This window comes from Larkinella punicea, assembly GCF_003334855.1.
GTDB classification, from domain to species: domain Bacteria; phylum Bacteroidota; class Bacteroidia; order Cytophagales; family Spirosomataceae; genus Larkinella; species Larkinella punicea.
In genome coordinates this window covers 32877-52931 of sequence record NZ_QOWE01000035.1, presented here as the reverse complement: position 1 = coordinate 52931, position 20055 = coordinate 32877, and the positions used below count along the sequence as shown (strand labels likewise).

Genomic DNA, 20055 nt, shown 5'->3' with positions numbered 1-20055 from the left:
CCAACCGCGCGGGCAGGCCCGTCTTAACTCTTCATTCTTAACTCATCACTCTTCATTCTGCCCGCAGGCTTTTGACCGGATTCATCAAGGCCGCCCGGATGCTCTGGAAACTGACCGTCACCAACGCAATCGCAGTTGCCATCACACCCGCCAACGCAAACATCCACCACTCGATGTCAATTTTATACGCAAAATCCTGAAGCCACTGGTTTGTGAAATACCAGGCAATGGGTGCGGCAATCAGCAGGGCGATCAGCACCAGTTTCAGGAACTGGAACGAGAACAGCCCAAAAATGTGCGAAGTCGATGCGCCCAACGCTTTCCGAATGCCAACCTCCTTCGTCCGCGACTCCGCCATAAAAGCCACGACCCCGTATAAACCCAAACAGCCGATAAAAATGGCGATACCGGCCAGCAACCGGAACAAGGCATACAGGCGTTCCTCAGCCGCGTAGAAATCGGCGATGGTTTTGTCCAGGTAATCGTATTTAAACAGAAAATCCGGAAAAGTAGCCGCCCAGGCCGCTTCCACTTCCGCCAGCGTTTTGCTTACCTGCGCCGAATTACCCGACACTTTGATACCCAGACTTGAATAGGCATCCCGATGCGTAGTTAGAATGCACGGCTCGGTTTCCTGATGCAGCGAAAACGTGTTGAAATTTTTTATGACACCGACGATGGGCAGCCGCCGGCCGTTCAGCAGAACCGTTTTGCCCAAAATCTCGTTGGGACTCTTCATGCCCAGCTTCGTCATAAACCGCTCGTTGACCAGCACTTCCCGCATCGTGTCGGCGGGCAGGTTGATCCGCCCGGCCATCAGTTTCAGCCCATACGTCCGGACGTAGGACGTGTCGGAAGGGCGCATCACCACGCCGTACTCCTCATCTTTTTCGCGGTTTTCATAGCGAAAACCGGTCCACCAGTTGCCCCGGGCCGAAGGCGAGGAAATCCCGAAGCTCATTGAGCTGATGCCCGGCAAGCCCGTTAGCTTAGCCTGCAACGATTCCATTTTTCCCGGTTTTTTCTCCGGAATCGGAATCATCACGATGGCATCTTTCCGAAAACCGAGGTCGGCGTTCCGAAAATAATCCATCTGGTTGTAAACGATCACGGTACCAATGATGAGCGTTTGCGAAATCGTGAACTGGAGCACAATCAGCGTCCGGCGAAGCGTCAACTGCCCGCTACCCGAACCCCGAATTTTGCCTTTCAGGGCCAGAACCGGCTGATAACCCGACAAAACCAGGGCCGGATAGAAACCCGCCAAAACCGTGGTAAAGACCGCCAGCAGCAGTAAAAAGACGATTACGACCAGATCATTGAAGAGCGTCGTTTGGAGTTTAATGTTGAGTAAATCAGCCACCGACGCCAGGGAGAAATTGGCAATCAGCAAGGCCAGCAGAACGGCCAGGCCGGTCAGAAAACCGGTTTCGCCCAGAAACTGCCGCACCAACTGCATCCGCGAACTGCCCAAAACCTTCCGAACACCCACTTCTTTCGACCGGCGGATGGCCTGCGCTGTGGCCAGATTGACGAAATTGACACAGGCGGTTACCAGCAGAAAAAGCCCGATCAATGCCATCGCCCAGATCATGGATTTACTGATTGTTCGGCCGCTGTAGTTACTCATTTCGGTGCTGTAGTGAATTTCCGTCAGCGGTTGCAGTTCGAACCGCTGGTCTTCAGCATCTTCCGCACGCACGTATTTTCGGAGAAAAGGCACCAGCTTCTGTTCCATTTGGGCCGCTGACGTGTTTTCCGGTAACGTCAGATACAATTGTGCGCCCGTGTAGGAAGAGACCCAGTCGTCCCAGTTGGTGTTGGCCCCGTATTCTTTCAGCGAAGCAAACGAGATCAGCATTTTGAACGGGATGCTGCTCGTAACCGGCGGGTTTTGCACCACGCCGGACACCAGAACGGTCAGCTTATTATCGATTTTCAGCGTGCGCCCCATCGGATCGTCGTCTCCAAAATACTTGCGGGCCAGTTCTTCTGTCAACACCACCGTACCCGGGCGATTCAGCGCCGTGGCCGGGTTCCCACTGATCCACTGGTAGTCGAATAATCGAAAATATTCCGGCTCGGCAAAAGCAGCCACTCCGCCCGTTTCCTGAAAACGGCGCATCGTTCCTTTCTCCCGCCTGTCTTCAGCGGCAATCACGGGGTTTCGAACGTCATGAATAAACGTCAGTTGGTGTTTCAGATCTGGAAAATCGTTTCGCATCGCAGCCAAAAACGGCAGCGGTATTCCCACATTAAAACCGTCTTGCGGTGCCGTATAATGACTCACTAGCCGGTAGGTCCGATCGGCGTTGGCGTGGTGCCGGTCGAAACTCCGTTCGTACCGAATGACAATGAACAACAGCAGACAACACGCCAGACTGAGCGTCAGACCCACGACGTTGATCACGGAATAATTCCAGTTGCGCCGGAAAGCGCGGAAGGCGGTGGTGAAGTAACTTTTTAGCATTGTTGTTTGAGTGAAGAGTTATGAGTTATGAGTTATGAATGAAGAGTGAAGAGTTGGCTGACGCACCCTTAACTCTTCACTCATAACTCTTCACTCCTATCTGACTATTCCGAACGAAGTGAGGTTACCGGATTCATGCGGGCGGCTTTGATCGACTGGTAGCTCACGGTGAGGAAGGCGATGAAAACCGCCAGCACCCCAGCCGTCGCAAACAGCCACCACGACAGCTCGACCCGGTATTGAAACGTGTCCAGCCATTGTGAAATCGCCCACCACGCCAGCGGAGAGGCCAGCAGCAGCGCGACAAGAACCAGTTTCAGGAAGTCTTTTGAAACCAGTGAGACAATGCTGGATACCGACGCCCCCAGCACTTTCCGAACGCCAATTTCTTTCATCCGCTGCTCTGCCGTGAAAGCCGCCAGCGCAAACAGTCCCAGACAGGAAATCAGGATGGCGAGTGTTCCGAAGTAATTGATGAGTGTATTGACCTGCTGTTCACCGCGGTACAGTTTCTCGTAGGCATCATCCAGAAAATGATACTCAAACGGATAACTCGGATTGAATTCCCGCGTAACCCGTTCCAGTTCGTCGATGGCTTCGGTGGTTTTTCCTTTCTCCGTCCGCACCAGCAGATAGCTCGTATTACCCGGAATCAGGGTTAAAATCAGGGGCGTAATCGGACTGTGCAACGATTGCAGGTGGAAATCTTTCATCAACCCGATGATCGGGCCTTTGCCCATCCAGAAGCCGACCTGCTGGCCCACCGGATTCTTCATGCCCATCATTTTAGCGGCCGCTTCATTGATGATGTACGACGCCGAATCGGCTTTGCGGGCACTCGAAAAATCCCGGCCCTCCACGAGCTTAATATTCATGGTCTTGATAAAATCATAGCCCACAGACATGGTCGCTGCATTCGAATTCTGATCCGGTTTTTGACCCGGCCAGGTCAAATCGCCGGAGGTAGACTCAATATTGACGGGTAAGCTCATCGTTACCGAGGCCGAAGCAATCGACGGTGTGCGAATCAGTTCCTGTCGAAAGGCCTCCATTTTCGCATAGGTATCCCCTTCCAGCGGCACATACAGGACATTTTCGCGGTCAAGACCCAGATTCTTCGTGCGGATGTATTCCATCTGATGCGCCACGGCCAGCATACCGATGATCAGAAAAATCGATAACGTAAACTGAAAAATGACCAGCGTCCGGCGAAACAAAACCGCTCCGGAGCCAAATCGCAGCGTTCCTTTCAGAATGCGGATGGGTTGCAGCGACGACAGGAACAAAGCCGGATAACTGCCCGACACAAAGCCGGTGATCAGCACCAGAATCAGGATGCCCAGCCACAGCGTCGGGTCTGCCAGATTCAGCGTAAGGTGTTTGGAGAAAACGGCATTGAAGGTCGGCAAAACTACGCTCACGATGCTCAGGGCCAGAAAAACCGCCAGCAGGCTCGTCAGTACCGACTCACTCATGAACTGCCCGATCAGCGAAGACCGCAACGCGCCAACCACCTTCCGGACGCCCACTTCCTTCGCCCGCATGGCCGAGCGGGCCGTGGCCAGGTTCATGAAATTGACGCAGGCAATGAGCAGAATGAACAGGGCTACCAATGCAAAAATCCGCACATATTCGATCTTGCCCCCAACGGCCTTTCCATTCTCATACTTAGCATATAAATGCACATCCTTCATGGGCTGAAGCGTTGGCACAGGCACTTCCTTCCAGTCGGTATTGCGCCGGTAAATCCCCTTCATGCCGGCTTCCGCCTTGGCTGGTTCGGCCTTTGGGTCCAGCCGGACGAAGGTCATAAACGAGCTGTTGCCCCATTTTTTTTTCCAATCCTCCTCCTGCACATCGTAATTGATGATCCAGTCGAACTGAAAAGTCGAGTTGCCGGGCAAATCTTCAATAACAGCTCCAACGGTGTAATACGTTTTATTATCAAATTGCAGGCGTTTTCCGAGCACCTGGGTCGTGCCGAAAAACTTCTCAGCGACCCTCCGCGTAATAATAATCTGATCCAGCTTCGAGTGAGCCACCAGTGGACTCCCGACAACGGCGGGATAATCGAAAAGCAGAAAAAAGTCTTTCGTTGCATAAAACCCCTGTTGCTTCACCGATTTCTCGCCCACTTTCAGGAGTTTTTCTTCTGGAAACTGCACTTTGGCCGCGTAGAGCACTTCCGGCACATCGCGTTTCAAAACTTCAGCCAGCGGGCCCGGTGTGACGGTACTGGTATAGATGATACCCTGATCGGTATCAGTGCTATTGGTCCGTACGAAGAAGATGTTGTCGAGATGGGGTAAAAACCGGTCATAGCTCAACTCGTCATTGACCCAAAGACCAATCATCAGGCTGCACGACATGCCGAGAGCCAGGCCAAAAATGTTGATAAAGGAAAAGAGCTTGTTTTTTAGCAGGCTCCGCCAGGCAATTTTAAGGTAGCTCGTCAGCATCGGTTTCAGCAGAGTAGGAAGACGTATCTGTGCTTACTCCCAAATGGCATACCAGAATCAATAAAACACTCACTATCAATTTCTTACTGAAAAGCGAATAAAATAAAATGTCCGCAAACGGACGGTTTTCCGGCCATTTGCGGACAAGGGATTATTTCACACTGAACTCGACCCGGCGGTTTTTCGCCCGGCTATTTTCCATCTCAGAAGGCGGTCGAAACCGGTACCACAGAAAAAACAGAAAAAATCCCGTAAGGATGACCCATCATGTAGGTACGAAATGAACCGTCCCTACGGGACTCATACCTCCATTTAGACGGATATGGTGACTACAAAATGGCCCTTCCCGACGGGAAGGAGGGAAAACCGGGGATTCCACAGGAAGCTAAAAACGACTTCTTAACTCTTCACTCTTCACTCTTCACTCTTTTCATTCCGAACGAAGTGAGGTCACCGGATTCATCAAAGCCGCTTTGATGCTTTGGAACGAAACCGTCAGCAACGCAATCAGAATCGCCAGACCGCCTGCCAGCACAAATACCCAGACACTCAGGCTAATGCGGTAATCAAACTGCGAGAGCCAGTCGTTCAGGAAATAAGCCGCAACGGGCGACGCCAGCAGACAGGCGACGACGACCAGCCCGACAAACTCGCGGGACAACAACCCCCACAGGCTGGCAACACTGGCTCCCAGCACCTTGCGAATCCCGACCTCTTTGGTTCGTTGTTCGGCGAGAGAAGCCGCCAGCCCAAATAGCCCGAGGCAGGCAATGAAAACGGCCAGAATCGCAAACACGCCCGCCAGTTTTCCGATCAGTTCTTCCTGCCTGAACTTGCGGTTGTAGGCATCGTCGACAAACTGGTAATCAAAGGGAAAAGCCGGGTTGAATTTCTGAAAAATGGGTTCGATCCGCGCCAGGGCTTCGGTCGTGCTGAGATTCGCAGCCAACCGGAAAATCACGTAACGTTCAAACGGACGACCAGTGATCAGAATCAGCGGATTGACGGGCGTGTACGGCGATTCGATGATCGAATTTTCGACCACGCCGACGATCCGCAGCTTCGTGCCGGGGTCCCAGACAAAGCTCAGTTCCTGATTCAAGGGATTTTTCAACCGCATGGCCTTCACGGCGGCTTCGTTCAGAATAGCCGACACCGAATCCGTGCCGGTGGCATAAAAATCGCGACCGGTTTTCAGTTTAATTCCCATCGTTTTCAGGTAATCCGGGGTAGCGGCAATCAGGTTGAGCCGCATGATTTCGTCGGGGGCTTTACCCGACCAGTCAACCCGGGTGTCGCCTGTGATGGTGGTGGCCGGACTCGACGCTTTCGTCACGCTTTCAACCGCGCCGGAACCCAGCAATGCATTCCGAACGGCCTCGTAATTCCGGTTCAGATCGTTGGTTAGCGAAACCGTTAGTAATCGATCAGGATTGTAGCCCACCGGGCGGTTTTTCGCGTATTGAATCTGCTGGTAGACCAGGATGGCACTGATGATGAACGCAATACAGCCTGTAAACTGAGCGACCACCAGCACTTTGCGCGGCCAGTTCGCGTTTCGTCCAACGCGAACACTGCCTTTCAACACCCGCACGGCATTGAACGACGACAGGTAAAAAGCCGGATAACTCCCCGCCAAAACGCCCGTCAGCAGCGTGAAGCCCAGCGACAGCAGCCAGAAACCGGGTTTAAGTCCCGGAAACGAGAGCTGTTTTTGGGTGATTTCGTTGAATACCGGCAGAAAAACCAGCGTCAGAATCAACGCCAGCACCAGTGCCAGACCGGCAATCAGCAACGATTCGCTCAGAAACTGACCGATGAGCTGCGACCGAAACGAGCCAACGGCCTTCCGGACGCCCACTTCTTTCGCCCGTTTTTCGGACCGGGCGGTGGCCAGGTTCATGAAATTGATGCAGGCAATCAGCAAAACCGCCAGACCGACGATGCCGAAAAGCCGCACGTACCGGATGAAACCGCCGGTGTTTTTGCCATTCTCGAACTCGCCGTATAAATGCCATTTTTCAACCGGGTGCAGGAAAGCCTCAAAAACCGATTCCGGGTTATGCCGCTTGATAAGACCCCGCAGTTTTTGGTCGACCTTCGCAGGATCTGCATTCGGATGCAGTTCGACCACATATTCAATGACGTTGTTGTTCCAGTTCGTGCGGCTGCTTTCAATCCAGGGCGCATTAGCTTCCAGGTGACTGAATGGCACCAGAAAATGAAAATCCCAGGCCGTATTGGTCGGCAGTTTTTTCAGGACACCGGTCACTTTCAGGTCAAACGCGTCGTTGAGCCGGACGGTTTTTCCCATTGGTTCCGTCTGGCCAAACAGGGCATCGGCGGTTTGTTCGGTCAAAACGATGGAGTTCGGTTCCTGCAAGGCCGTCGTCGGACTGCCCTGCAACAGGGGAAGATCGAATAGGTGGAAAAACGAATTTCCGACATTCTGGCCTTTGCGAATCAGTTTTTTATCTCCGACTTTCAAACCATCTTCCGGTCTCAAATTGGAGCTGAGCGTTTCGACCACCCGCCTGATTTCCGGAATTTCGGTTCGCAGCACATTTCCCAGCGGCAGAGCCCCGTTGGGCTGGGTGGTGGTTTCGCCGTTGGCGGTCCGGTTGAGCATAATCCGGTACAGATTCGCTTCGTTTTTATAAAACCGGTCGAAGGTCAGTTCGTCCCAGACCCAGATGCCGATCAGCATGGCGACGGTCATGCCGACCGCCAAACCCAGGATGTTGATCAAGCTGAACCCTTTGTTTTTACGCAGACTGCGCCAGGCGATTTTAAAGTAATTTTGTAGCATGAGTTGTTCGTCCTTGATGGCGCTTCAAGGTACGGACAACCCGCAAAACCGGGGCGTTAAAAAAAGTTAAGAGTGAAGAGTTAAGAATGAAGAGTTGGCTGACGCATACACAACTCTTCATTCTTAACTCTTCACTCTTAACTCTTCATTCTATTCCGAGCGGAGTGAGGAAACCGGATTCATCAAAGCCGCTTTGATGCTCTGGAACGAAATGGTTGCCAGCGCCACCAGCACAGCGGCTCCGCCCGCCAGCCCGAAGACCCACCATTCCAGATCGATTTTGTACTCGAAATTCTGCAACCACTGCCGGGTGGCATACCAGGCAATCGGTGAGGCAATCAGAAACGCGCCCAGCACCAGCTTCATGAAATCTTTCGACAGCAGCGTTACGATGCTGCCCACCGAAGCACCCAGCACTTTCCGGACACCGATTTCCTTCGTCCGTTGCTCGGTCATAAAAGTCGCCAGCCCGAACAGACCCAGACAGGCAATGAAAATGGCCAGTAGCGACGCCGAGACGAAGATCTTGCCGTATTGCTGTTCGGTCTGGTATTGCCGGTTGTAATTCTCGTCCACAAAAAAGAATTCGAACGGATTGCCGGGATAGGTGGCTTTGTAAAGCATCTCCAAAGCCGCCATCCGGGTCTGAATCTGATCCGTGCCTAGCTGGATGGTGAGCCAGTTGCCATACTGGCTGGGCATAAAAATGATCGGATCGATGGCTTCCCGAAGCGACTGGTGGTGGTAATCTTTCACGACACCCACAATTTCAAAGGCCTGCCCCCAGTTGATGATTTTCCCTACCGCGTCGGCAGCCGATGGGAAGCCCAGTTGCCGGGCTCCGGTCTCATTCACCATCAGTTTGCTGCTTTTCACGTAACCAGCCTCGCATTCGGTGGTCAGAAAATTCCGCCCGGCAGCCAGGGTAATGCCGTACGTTGTCAAATACCGGTGGTCGATGAAACCCATCGAATACACGATTTTGTCAGCCTCTGCCTGCGGATTTTGCTTGACAATACCGCTGGTTGAAAAATTGTAAAAATTCCCCGGTACGATTCCCGAACTGGAAAAATTTTTGATGGAAGGCAATTGCTCGAGTTCGTGTTGAAAAGCCGCCGTCCGCGCTTGAAACGACGCATCTTTCCCGACTTCCGGGCCGTGAATCACGACGCGTTGCTCCAAACTGACGCCAAGGCGCTGGTTTTGCATAAACTGCAACTGCCGGTACAGCACGAACGTGCAAATGATGAGCACCACCGACACGCTGAACTGAAAAACAACCAGTGATTTCCGCAGCGAGCCGCCTTTGGCACTGTTTCCAAACGCGCCTTTCAAGGTTTGAAGCGGCTGGAAAGAAGATAACGCAAAAGCCGTATAACCGCCCGATGCCAGCGCACCGAAAAGAAGCAAGCCCAAGCCGATTAACCAGAAGTTATTGGAAGTCAGAATATCCAGCGATAAATCTTTTTTGATTAATTCATTGAATACGGTTTGCAACCCGCTGATCAATAGAATCGCCAGACCGAAACCGAGCAAATTGAGCAGGAACGATTCGCCCAGAAACTGACCGATCAATTGCCGCTGTCCGGCCCCGACGACTTTCCGGACGCCCACTTCTTTCGCCCGTTTCAACGCTCCCGCCGTTGAGAGATTGACGTAGTTGAACCAGGCAATCGCCAGAATCAGCACGGCAATCCCGCCCAGCAAATAGACAAAAGTCAGTTTGCCGGTGGTCGGATACGGATCGCTGAGCGACGCGCCCAGGTGGATGTTCGCGGCCGGCTGTAACACCATCCGGTTCGCATCTTCGGGGCGGATTTTCTTTTTCAACCGATCGAATTTATCCTCCAGTTTTCGGGTATTCGTGCCTTCGGGCAATTGCAGATACGTCATCAGGTACGACCCGTCGAAACTGTCAAGCCGTGCCCAGTCGTTGCCGTTCAGGTTGGCCGGGTTCGCCAGCGTTTGCAGCGAAAACACCATGCCGAACTGCATATCCGAATTTTGGGGCATGTCGGCATACACCGCCGAAACCGTAAAAGGTGTTGTTCCGAACTGATTGTTCATCGTCACCAACTGACCCATCGCCTTCGTATCACCAAAATACTTGCGGGCGTAGGATTCGGACACGGCTACCGTATTGGGGCGGGTCAGCGCGGTGGCGGCATCGCCCTGAACGAGTGGAAACGTGAACATGGTGAAGAAGCTGGCATCGGCATAGGCGACGTCGGTTTCCCGGAAAGCTTTCGGCGACAGGCGGTTTTTCCCTTCAGAAGCCGAAACGATACCGGAAATCGAATTGTCGACCACCCGGCAATACGTTTTCACTTCGGGAAATTGCTGCTTCATCAGCGTTGCCACCGCCGGGGGCATATCCGGCCAGACCTCGCCAGCTTTGTTCTGCCACAACATCCGGTACAAAGTCGGCAGGTTGGTATGGAATTCGTTGACGCTTTTCTCAAAACTGATGTACTCCAGAATCAGCACAAAAGCGGCAATGCCGAGCGCCAGCCCGGCCATGTTGACGCCCGAAAAAACCTTGTTTTTCCAAAGGTTTCGAAACGCAATTTTGAAGTAGTTTTTGAGCATGGTCGTTTAGGTTTCTAAAATGGATGATTTATTCAGTCCAAACGCTGTACCAGAAAGAATAAACTCCTGACTATAAGATAATTACATTACAGATAAAAACCATTTTGTCCGCAAACGGACGACCTGTTTTCCGCTTTCGGACAAGCCTGTAAAAACGTATATGGCGACGTATAGAGGTACCCTTAACACAGCCGGTATTTGCAGCCAAAATGGCGATTTCTGGGTTAGAATTGCTATTTTTAGGCCATCTCCACGGTTTTCCTTCATCACAAAATCCATGACGCATCTTTTCAAAGCAGCGGTTTTTAGCTTCGTAATTATTTTCACCTCTTCGCATTCCCTCCACGCGCAGGAATCCGTTGCCGTCGAGAAACGCTACACGGATGAAATCAAAACCCTGGCGAATCGCCCGGCGGTAAAAGCGGTTTTTCAAACGTTTCAGGATCTGGAACCACAGACGAAGCAGGATCTGATTATGCTCACCGAAACCCCGGCTCCCCCTTTCAAGGAATCGGTGAAAGCCAAAAAATATGCCGCCATGCTGAAAGAAGCCGGCGTCGATTCGGTCTGGATCGATGAGATCGGCAACGTCATTGGCAAACGCAAAGGCCGCTCCGGCCAGAAAACCGTAGTGGTCGAAGCGCATCTGGACACGGTTTTTCCGGAAGGCACCGATGTCAAAGTAAAACAGAAAGGTGACACGCTCTACGCGCCCGGCGTTGGCGACGACACCCGGGGGTTGGTGGCCATTCTGGCGGTTTTGAAAGGATTGGAAAAAGCAAAGATCGAAACCGACGCGGATGTCTGGTTTGTCGGAGCCGTGGGCGAAGAAGGCCTGGGCGACTTGCGGGGTGTCAAGCATCTGTTCAAAACGAACGGTTCCAAAATCAATTCGTACATCGCCGTCGATGGCGACGGCATCAGCGAAATTGTCCATCGCGGACTGGGCTCCTACCGTTATCGGATCACGTTTAAAGGGCCGGGCGGGCATTCCTACGGCGCGTTCGGCATCGTGAATCCGCACAGTGCGCTCGGAAAAGCTATTTATTATTTCACCAACGACGCCGACCAGTTCACCCGGCAGGGCATCAAAACCACCTACAGCGTCAGCGTGATCGGCGGAGGCACGTCGGTGAATGCCATTCCGTTTGAGTCGTGGATGGAAATCGACATGCGTTCTGAAAGCCCCGAACGGCTCAAGGGCATCGATCAGTTGCTGCAAGCCGCCGTTCAGCGGGCGTTGAAAGAAGAAAATGGACTGAAACGAAGCGGCCCCGATCTGACGGTCGATGTGAAGAAAATCGGCGACCGTCCTTCCGGCAAAATCGAGCCGACGGTGCCGCTGGTGCAACGGGCGATGGCGGTTTCCAAACACCTCGGTGCCACGCCCCAACTGGATGTTTCCTCGACCAATGCCAATACGCCGATTTCGCTGGGGGTTCCCGCCGTAACGATTGGCAGCGGTGGCAAAGGTGGAAATGTCCACTCACTGAACGAATGGTGGCTGAACGATCAGGGCGTTCTGGGCCTGCAAAACGTACTGCTGGTGTTGCTGGCCGAAGCCGGTATTGCGAACTAACCGACGCATTCTAAGCTTAATCTAATCAACCAGTTTTACCCTAAATGCCCCGATTGCACTACCTTTGGGCCAGGCAAGTCCACTCGCTTCATGACAACACTCATTATAATCGTATTCGTAATTGGCTATATTTTAATTACGCTCGAACATCCCATCCGGCTGAACAAAACTGCTACAGCCCTCATTACCGGCGTGATTTGCTGGACCCTCTACATCCTGAATGTCCCGGAACCGGAGCCAGTTTTGGAGAGTCTGGGGCATCATCTTGCCGAAATTGCCCAGATCCTGTTCTTCCTGATGGGTGCCATGACCATTGTGGAGCTGATCGATATTCACGACGGCTTTTCCATCATCACCGACCGCATTGCCAGCCGAAATGCACGGGTGCTGCTCTGGCTGATTTGTGGGCTGACGTTCTTCCTGTCGGCCATGCTCGACAACCTGGCTTCGGCCATTGTGATGGTTTCGGTGACCCGAAAACTGGTGAAAGACCCGGAACAACGGCGGCTGATGGCCGGTATGATCATCATTTCTGCCAATGCCGGGGGCGCCTGGTCACCCATCGGCGACGTCACCACCACCATGCTCTGGATTGGCGGTCAGGTCACAACGATGAACATCATTACACAACTCTTTCTGCCCAGTTTGGTCTGTCTGCTGGTGCCGCTGGTGTGGCTGACTTTCACCATCAAACCGACCTCCGAAACCGAGATCGCCACGGCGAAGAAAGGCATCAGCCGACCCTACGTCACCCCGCTTCAACGGCGCGACCGGCGCGTCATGTTTGCCACCGGATTAACCGCCATCCTGTTTGTTCCGATCTTCAAAACCGTCACCCACCTCCCGCCCTACATGGCCATGATGCTGGCCCTGGGTGCCGTTTGGGTGGTTTCGGAGATTATTCATTCTGATAAAGATGAAGAACACCGCCAGCGATTCACGGCAGCTTATGCCCTCAGCAAAATCGACATTCCCAGTATTTTATTCTTTCTCGGCATTTTGCTGGCGGTCGGCGCCCTGCAATCCACTGAAATTCTTTCGAGTGTGGCTCTAGCGCTTGACGAAGCCGTCGGCGACCTTGATTTGATCGTAATGATTATCGGGGTTGCCTCGGCCATTGTCGACAACGTTCCGATTGTGGCGGCCGCGATGGGCATGTATGACATGACAACCTATCCGGCCGATGCCAAACTGTGGGAATTTCTGGCCTACTGCGCCGGAACGGGGGGCAGTCTGCTCGTCATTGGTTCAGCCGCCGGGGTAGCCGTTATGGGCATGGAAAAACTGGAATTCGGTTGGTATCTGCGCCGGATCAGCGGACTTGCCTTGCTGGGCTACGTCGCCGGTTCTTTGACCTACTTTGCCATTTACGGACTAACGCATTGATTCAGACCGGCCAGCTCTCCAAACGGTAGGCGCTATCCCAGAAACTATATTCCAATCGGGACGAGGTCAGGTAGGCTTCGACCATGCGGTTTCGGACGGTTTCGGAAGCCTGTTCGCCCAGACGGTCGCAGATGGCAAGTGCTTTGTTCACGGCCACGCCAAATTCTTCGCCAGCGTAGGCATCGATCCAGTTCTGGTAGGGATTGGGCGTGGTCTGGTTGGCGTAAATAAAATCCCCGACCCGTTTATAAATCCAGAAACAGGGCAACAGTGCGGCCACGGCAACTTCGTAGGACTCGAACGTGCTGGTAGCCAGCAGGTAATTCGTATACGCAAAACAGCCCGGTGCCTTGCCGCTGGTGAAGTCAATGTTGTATGCTGCGAAGTAACTTTCGTGCAGGGCGCGTTCTACCAGAATGGCGTTTTGGGCAAATTGCAGAAACTCCAGCAACTCCTCACGGGTCGAAGACCGCGTTCCGGCGACGGCCAGCGCTTTCGCAAAATCTGCCAGATAGAGTGAATCCTGGTAAATGTAAAACTTGAACGTTTCGACCGGTAACGTACCGGTTTTCAGTTCTTCATTAAAGGGATGCGCCTGTATTTTTTCGTACACCGGCAACGCGGCATTCCAGAGCTGTTCCGTGAATTTCATGATCGGATTACCATGGGTTTTGGAGAAAAGAAATGATTCAAAGGGCCGGAACCACGTCCGGTGGTGACGTCTTTTCCAGCCCAAATAGCCTCGGATATATACGCTTTCGCTAGTGAAACGGCCTCGGTCAGCGCGTATCCCAATGCCAGATGCGTGGCAATCGCCGACGAAAGCGTACACCCCGTCCCGTGGACATTCCTGCTTTCGATGTAGTCCGACTCAAAAACCTGCGTTGGTTCATCCCGAACCGCCAGCACATCATACAGCCGGGCCGCAACGAGGTGACCGCCTTTCAGCAAAACCGCCCGACAGCCCTGATCGATCAATTCTTCGGCTGCTTCCCGCATTTGCTCAACCGATTCGATCGTTTTTTTCAGCAGAATCCGGGCTTCGTCCAGATTGGGTGTAATCAGGGTAGCGCGCGGAAAAAGCTGGTTTTTCAGGACGTCAACGGTTTCGTCCAGAATCAGTTTCGCCCCGCTCGTGGCTACCATCACCGGATCAAAAACCACAAACGGCGGCTGAAACCGATCCAGAACGTCGGCAATGACCTCCACCACTTCGACGGTATTGATCATCCCGATTTTGACGGCGTCGATGGCGATATCCTCAAAAACCGCTTCCAGTTGTTCCCGCAGAAAAACCGCCGGAACCGCGTGAATCGCCCGAACGCCCTGCGTATTCTGGGCGGTCAGTGCCGTAATCGCCGAGGTTCCGTAGGCCCCCAATGCCGCAATCGTCTTTAAGTCGGCCTGAATGCCGGCCCCACCGCCACTGTCCGAACCCGCAATGGTCAACACCGTTGGGTAGCGTTTCATCGTTTTTTCATTCCGGTTTGTATCGTTTTCTTCAATTCAAAAGCCGCCGTCCGGGGCGATTCGGCACTACAAATCGCGGAAATAACCGCAATGCCGTCGGCTCCGTTTTCAATCGCTTCGGCGGTATTCAGCACATTCAACCCGCCGATGACCACCAGCGGATGGCGGCTGTTGGCCCGAACCCACTGCAAACCAGCCAGCCCCCACGGTTCGGCATGATCAGTTTTGGAAGGCGTTGCATACAACGGACTTAGCGCCAGATAGGAAAGATCCCAATCCTCGGCTTCTAGCACGTGCTCTTTCGTTTCGGCCGATAAACCGATGATTTTGCCGGGTGGCACCAGCGCACGTACGGTTTCATAGGGCATGTCGCTCTGCCCGATGTGAACACCGTCGGCATCACTGGCCAGGGCCACATCGACCCGGTCGTTGATAATCAGCGGAACATTATACGGTTGTAACAACGCCTTCAGGCGGATCGCCCGATCCACAAAAGCGCGCGTTTCGAGCGTTTTTTCGCGCAGTTGCACCATCGTCACCCCGCCTTTGACGGCTTCCTCAACGACCCAAAAGAGATCCCGGCCCAGGCAGGCGGTTTCGTCGGTTACTAAATAGAGTTGCATAGTTCCAGATGAAAGAGGTGAGACAAGAGAATAAAGACGAGGATTCCGACTGACCCGGTTTTCATGGTCTCTTGTCTCACATCTCTACTCTTTTTTCCGTTTCTTATCTAATCCGCGCCAATTCAACCAGTTTTTCGGGCGTCAATTCCGAAAGCGCATCCAGAAATGCGATCTGGAAACTACCGGGCGCGGTGGCTTTGCTGAAGGCCAGTTGCCCGCAAACGCCCATCGTTGTCGCAGCCGACACAGCCGCCAGAAACGAATCCGGCTGAACCGCGCAAAACGCGCCCACAATGGCCGAAGCCGAGCAGCCCATGCCCGTCACTTTGGTCATAAGCGGATGGCCGTTTTCTACGCACGCAACCCGGTCTTTCTGTACAATGACATCGATGGCACCGCTGACACTGACGACGCAGCCGAACCGCTCGCTGAGGGAATGGGCCGCTTCCAGACTGCTCATGGACGATACCGTACTGTCGACGCCTTTGGTCTGTCCACCTAAACCGGCCAGCGCCAGAATTTCGGACGCATTGCCGCGAATTACCGTCGGCGGAGCGGTTTCCAGCAGTTCGGACAAGACGGTATTCCGGTAGCCCGTCGCGCCCGCACCGACCGGGTCCAGCACAATCGGTTTTCCGAGGTCAGCGGCTTTTTTCATCGCCAGCTTCATGGCCTGCACCCAGGGTGCCGAGAGCGTCCCGATGTTGATAACCAGCGCGCCCGCAATGCCTGCCATTTCTTCCACTTCTTCGATGGCGTGGGCCATCACCGGCGACGCACCGACGGCCAGCAGCGCGTTGGCCGTGTAGTTCATCACCACGTAATTGGTGATGTTATGCACCAGCGGAGCCGTGGCCCGCAGGGCGTTCAAATCATGTTCGAGGGTATTCACAACGTACCGGGTTTTGACGTGAGCAAAAGCTGAATGGACGCGTGGGTGCGTTTCCCGGTATGGAAATCAAAAAGAAAGAAGCAAGTGTTCTTTCCAGCTTTTCCCTACGACAGTCTCAACTGTGTCAGGTTCGAAGGGTATTATCTCAGTCCGCACGGGACACCCCCAAAGCCATTCATGGCCGCTAAAGTAACGGTTTAAAGTCAGGGCCGAAAGTGATTTCCCGTTTTTCTCTTCGGTGGAGAGAAGGGTATATCGTATTTTTTGTTGAGCCGAAATAAGAGTATATTTGAAAAAACCTCAATGCGTATGGAAGCCGTTGCCGAACCACAACTTAGCAGTCAGGACCCTGAAGAGGAAAAAATGTCAAGCCGGAACCACTCTAAATTGCAAAGCCGACTGGCTTTCCTTTTGCTTTTAGCGTACCAGAAACAGTACGATGTGTTTACAGAATTAGATCTTGAATTCGCTTCTGGCAAAACCCGGCCTGACCTTTGCATTTTCCCTAAACGAACTTCGGATTGGCTGACTGATGAAATCGTTGTACAGGATGTTCCGCTCACCACGCTGGAGATTCTCTCTCCCGAGCAAAGTATGAACAGCCTGCTCGAACGCATCTACAAGAAGCATTTCCCTGCTGGTGTCAAAACCGTCTGGTTGATTGTACCGGCGCTACAGATTGTTTCCATTTTCTTGCCCAATCGGAAACAGATCAATTTTACGGAAGGGACGATTACCGATCCCGAAACTGGTATTCAGCTCCAGCTAGCCGAGATTTTTGAAGGATAAAGCAGGGGTATTGAGCTCAAGAATCCATTCAAATTAACCAAAAGCCCTGGAAGGGTGACCAGCGTTTCTATTGACAGGACAGGACTCCGGCCTTCACCAGGTTTCTACAAAATGGACCATCCCTACGGGACGATGAGGAAAGCGCAACCGCCCTACAGAAAGCCAAAAACAATTCCGTAAGGATAATCCATTTTGTAGAATCACCACACACAGAAAGCCAAAAACAATCCCGTAGGGATGATCCATTTTGTAGAAACCATGTGCATCGATAGTAGGATGAGTCCCGTAGGGATGATCCATTTTGTAGAATCTCCCTACACAGAAAATCAAAAGCAATCCCGACGGAATGGATGGCGTAACCGGGTCTAACGAATATCAAAACAACGGCTTAACCATTTTACCCAAACGGGCGACCCCGTCCTCATTCTGAACGCAATGACTTCACCGGATTCATCAAGGCCGTCCGAATGGAGTGATAACTGACCGCTGCCAGCGCGACGAAAACGCCCAAACCACCCGCGAGCGCAAAAATGGGCCAGTTCAGCGGAATGCGGTAGGCGAAACTATCCAGCCAGCGGTTCATCAGCCAGATCGATAGCGGAATGGCCAGACCAAAAGCCAGCCCCACCAGCGTGAGCGTCCGGCGGTTGAGCAGAACCCACAGTTGCCCCACGGTGGCGCCCATCACCTTCCGAATACCGACTTCCCGCATCCGGTTGATGGCCTGAATGCCCGCCAGCCCGAACAAACCCAAAGCCGCAATCAGCAACGCAATGCCGGTGGCGAGTTGGGTCAACGTCGTCCAGCGTTGGTAGTCGCGATACCGGGCTTGCAGATCCTGATCCAGAAAAGAATACTCAAAAGGTTGCCCGTCGGAAAGTTGCGGCCAGTCGCGGGCAATGCGGGCGACTTTGTCGGACAGATTGCCGGGCGTTAGTTTCAGGTAAAACACGCCCTGAAAGCCCAGATCCAGTTTGTAGTATGCGGGCTGAATGGCTTTCGTCAATGGTTCGATGTTGTGATCGTTCACGACGCCAATCACCGTCCGGCCATTCAAGGTCTCCAGCGGTTTGTTGAACGCCAGTTCCTGACCCAGCAACTTCGCCAGCGTTTCGTTGATCACCACCGCCTTGACGCTTTTCGCCGTATCGGACCGAAACGCTGGCGAAAAAATCCGGCCCTGTTTGAGTTTGATTCCCAGCAACGTAAAGAAGTTGTAATCGATTGCCTGCTGCAAAGCCCAGTATTTCTGTCCATTGATCGTGGTTCCGTTGCGGTTAAAACCGTCTTCGCCGTAACCACCGGCGCTGCTGGCGACGAGCAACACATCCGGGTTCGTCGACTGATACCGCAGCAACCGTTCATAAATCCGGGGGCCGCTGCCATCCTCAAACTGTTGCAGGTTTTTGACTTTGAGAACCAGTTCTTTCGTCAATCCCAGTTCCTTTTCCTGCACAAAACTCAACTGTTTATGCATCGTGATGGCCGCCGTCACCAGCACCAGCGACAACACAAACTGCATGCCCATCATCCCCTGAATCACCAGCGGATTGATTTTGTAAGTACGGTTTTGACCCAGAAACACGGTCGGACGGAAACGGGCGAACAGCAAAGCCGGATAAATTCCCGCGATTAAACTGACCGCCAATACCATGCTCAACAAGCCCAGCAAATTACCCGCCTGAAAAACATCGAAAACCGTCAGTGTCCGGTCGGTCAGGTTATTGAAAGTCGGCAGCAGCAGCAACGCCAGCAGCAGACTGATAACCGACGCCAGCCCGACGACCAGCACGGTTTCCAGCCAGAGCTGAACGGCCAACTGCTTTGGAGCCGCTCCCACCACTTTCCGAACGCCCACTTCCTGCAACCGCCCCGCCAGTTTCGACAGCGAAATGATGATGTAATTCAGACCGGCCACGAGCAGAATCAAGAGACTGATGGACGCCAGCAGGTATACATTTGTCGGCGAAACCGTGCGGTTCCAGCGTTCGTTGAAGGAAAAGTGCGTATCGGTCAGTGGGCGAACGGTGAGTAAAAACCGGTTATTGGTCAGGCGGTCTTTGTGTTCAGGAGACGCTGACTTTAACATATCACCGATCACTTCGTTGAAGAGTTTCGGCCCCAGACTGGCCAGTTTTGTCGTTACCTGCGTCAGCGAAGCCTCGGGACTCAGTTTGCCGAGCGTGTAGACATTGTTCGTGTTGTACCGTTGCTCGAGTTGCTTCGTATAATAGTCATCGCTTTCCAGCCGCACCACCAGTTCGGCGGTGAGTGCCGTGTTCGACGGCGGGTTTTGCATCACGCCCGATACCGTGTAGAATTTGCCATCGTACCGAATCGTCTTGCCAACCGGATTCTCATTCGCAAACAGTTTCTGATTCAGTCGTTCCGAAATCACCGCGTTGTGCAATCCGGCCAGCACCTGCTCCGGGCGACCCACCGTCAACGGAATCGAGAAAAACGTGAAGTAATTGGAATCCGCAAACAGAATGGCCTTTTCATACACCGCGTTCGTTCCGTATTTCACGATGCTTTCCTGAAGCCTAGCCATTCGAATAACATCCTGAAATTCTGGCATTTGTTGCTTGATTTCTACACCAAAAACCACCGGAAAGGTTAGACTCCGGTGTTCTTCGGCCGGGAAAAACGGCAGGTTGAGCGGGTGTTGTTTCGGCTTGCCTTCAAAGTCGAACAAGTCGGTCGATTCAAACCGGTAGATGCGATCAGCGTCGGCATGAAACCGGTCGAACGACCGCTCATGGCGCACGAAGGCGTAGGTCAGCAGGCCGAACGCCAAGGCAACGGACAAACCCGCCAAATGGATACTGGAATAAACCGGATCGCGCCGGAGACTGCGGAAAGCAACTTTGAGGTAGTTTTGAAGCATGGTTCAGGACGTTTTGACCCCTTTTGGGCCATTTTTCAATAGACAGATTGGGGTGGACGCGTGTTGCACCGTCGATTCGATTTCGACTGAAATAAAAAATCC

At 53.1% G+C, this 20055-nt stretch carries 12 protein-coding genes and 1 riboswitch; of the genes, 3 read left to right on the top strand and 9 right to left on the bottom strand.

Features of this window, described 5'->3' with window-relative positions; all coding sequences use genetic code 11:
* Window positions 1-52: 52 nt before the first annotated feature.
* The 4 genes from DUE52_RS30130 to DUE52_RS30115 all read right to left on the bottom strand — a co-directional run bounded on the left by DUE52_RS30130 (window position 53) and on the right by DUE52_RS30115 (window position 10327).
* Window positions 53-2470, bottom strand: a complete 2418-nt coding sequence (locus tag DUE52_RS30130) for an ABC transporter permease (protein WP_114409860.1) — start codon at window positions 2468-2470, stop codon at window positions 53-55.
* A gap of 104 nt (window positions 2471-2574) precedes the next feature.
* Window positions 2575-4929 carry an ABC transporter permease gene (locus DUE52_RS30125; RefSeq protein ID WP_114409859.1) on the bottom strand — a complete coding sequence of 785 codons (2355 nt, stop codon included), beginning with the start codon at window positions 4927-4929 and terminating at the stop codon, window positions 2575-2577.
* Window positions 4930-5359: 430 nt separating this feature from the next.
* Window positions 5360-7738, bottom strand: a complete 2379-nt coding sequence (locus tag DUE52_RS30120; RefSeq protein WP_114409858.1) for an ABC transporter permease — start codon at window positions 7736-7738, stop codon at window positions 5360-5362.
* A 150-nt stretch (window positions 7739-7888) separates the two neighbouring features.
* Window positions 7889-10327 carry an ABC transporter permease gene (locus DUE52_RS30115; RefSeq protein WP_114409857.1) on the bottom strand — a complete coding sequence of 813 codons (2439 nt, stop codon included), beginning with the start codon at window positions 10325-10327 and terminating at the stop codon, window positions 7889-7891.
* Between the two features lie 277 nt (window positions 10328-10604).
* Here DUE52_RS30115 and DUE52_RS30105 point away from each other — a divergent pair, with 277 nt between their 5' ends.
* Both DUE52_RS30105 and nhaD read left to right on the top strand, forming a co-directional pair.
* On the top strand, window positions 10605-11906 hold the full coding sequence (locus DUE52_RS30105) for a M20/M25/M40 family metallo-hydrolase (protein WP_114409855.1): 1302 nt from the start codon (window positions 10605-10607) through the stop codon (window positions 11904-11906).
* A 90-nt stretch (window positions 11907-11996) separates the two neighbouring features.
* Complete coding sequence (nhaD, locus tag DUE52_RS30100; RefSeq protein ID WP_114409854.1) at window positions 11997-13292, top strand: sodium:proton antiporter NhaD; 1296 nt, start codon at window positions 11997-11999, stop codon at window positions 13290-13292.
* A 1-nt stretch (window position 13293) separates the two neighbouring features.
* Here the strand turns inward: nhaD and tenA are convergent, their stop codons facing one another.
* The 4 genes from tenA to thiM all read right to left on the bottom strand — a co-directional run bounded on the left by tenA (window position 13294) and on the right by thiM (window position 16277).
* Window positions 13294-13944 (bottom strand): thiaminase II, encoded by a 651-nt coding sequence (gene tenA, locus DUE52_RS30095; protein ID WP_114409853.1) that lies wholly within the window; start codon window positions 13942-13944, stop codon window positions 13294-13296.
* Complete coding sequence (thiD, locus tag DUE52_RS30090; RefSeq protein ID WP_114409852.1) at window positions 13941-14762, bottom strand: bifunctional hydroxymethylpyrimidine kinase/phosphomethylpyrimidine kinase; 822 nt, start codon at window positions 14760-14762, stop codon at window positions 13941-13943. The genes tenA and thiD overlap by 4 nt, the downstream gene beginning before the upstream one ends.
* Complete coding sequence (gene thiE, locus DUE52_RS30085) at window positions 14759-15385, bottom strand: thiamine phosphate synthase (RefSeq protein WP_114409851.1); 627 nt, start codon at window positions 15383-15385, stop codon at window positions 14759-14761. Before thiE ends, thiD begins: the two co-directional genes overlap by 4 nt.
* A gap of 103 nt (window positions 15386-15488) precedes the next feature.
* Window positions 15489-16277, bottom strand: a complete 789-nt coding sequence (gene thiM, locus DUE52_RS30080) for a hydroxyethylthiazole kinase (protein ID WP_114409850.1) — start codon at window positions 16275-16277, stop codon at window positions 15489-15491.
* 84 nt (window positions 16278-16361) lie between these two features.
* A riboswitch (TPP riboswitch) is annotated at window positions 16362-16454 on the bottom strand.
* Between the two features lie 132 nt (window positions 16455-16586).
* On the opposite strand from thiM, the gene DUE52_RS30075 reads away from it, so the two are divergent.
* A complete protein-coding gene (locus DUE52_RS30075) occupies window positions 16587-17066 on the top strand; it encodes a Uma2 family endonuclease (RefSeq protein WP_165841063.1) in 480 nt (159 codons plus the stop codon).
* 421 nt (window positions 17067-17487) lie between these two features.
* On the opposite strand, the gene DUE52_RS30070 is transcribed toward DUE52_RS30075, so the two are convergent.
* A complete protein-coding gene (locus tag DUE52_RS30070) occupies window positions 17488-19953 on the bottom strand; it encodes an ABC transporter permease (RefSeq protein WP_114409848.1) in 2466 nt (821 codons plus the stop codon).
* Between the last annotated feature and the right edge of the window lie 102 nt (window positions 19954-20055).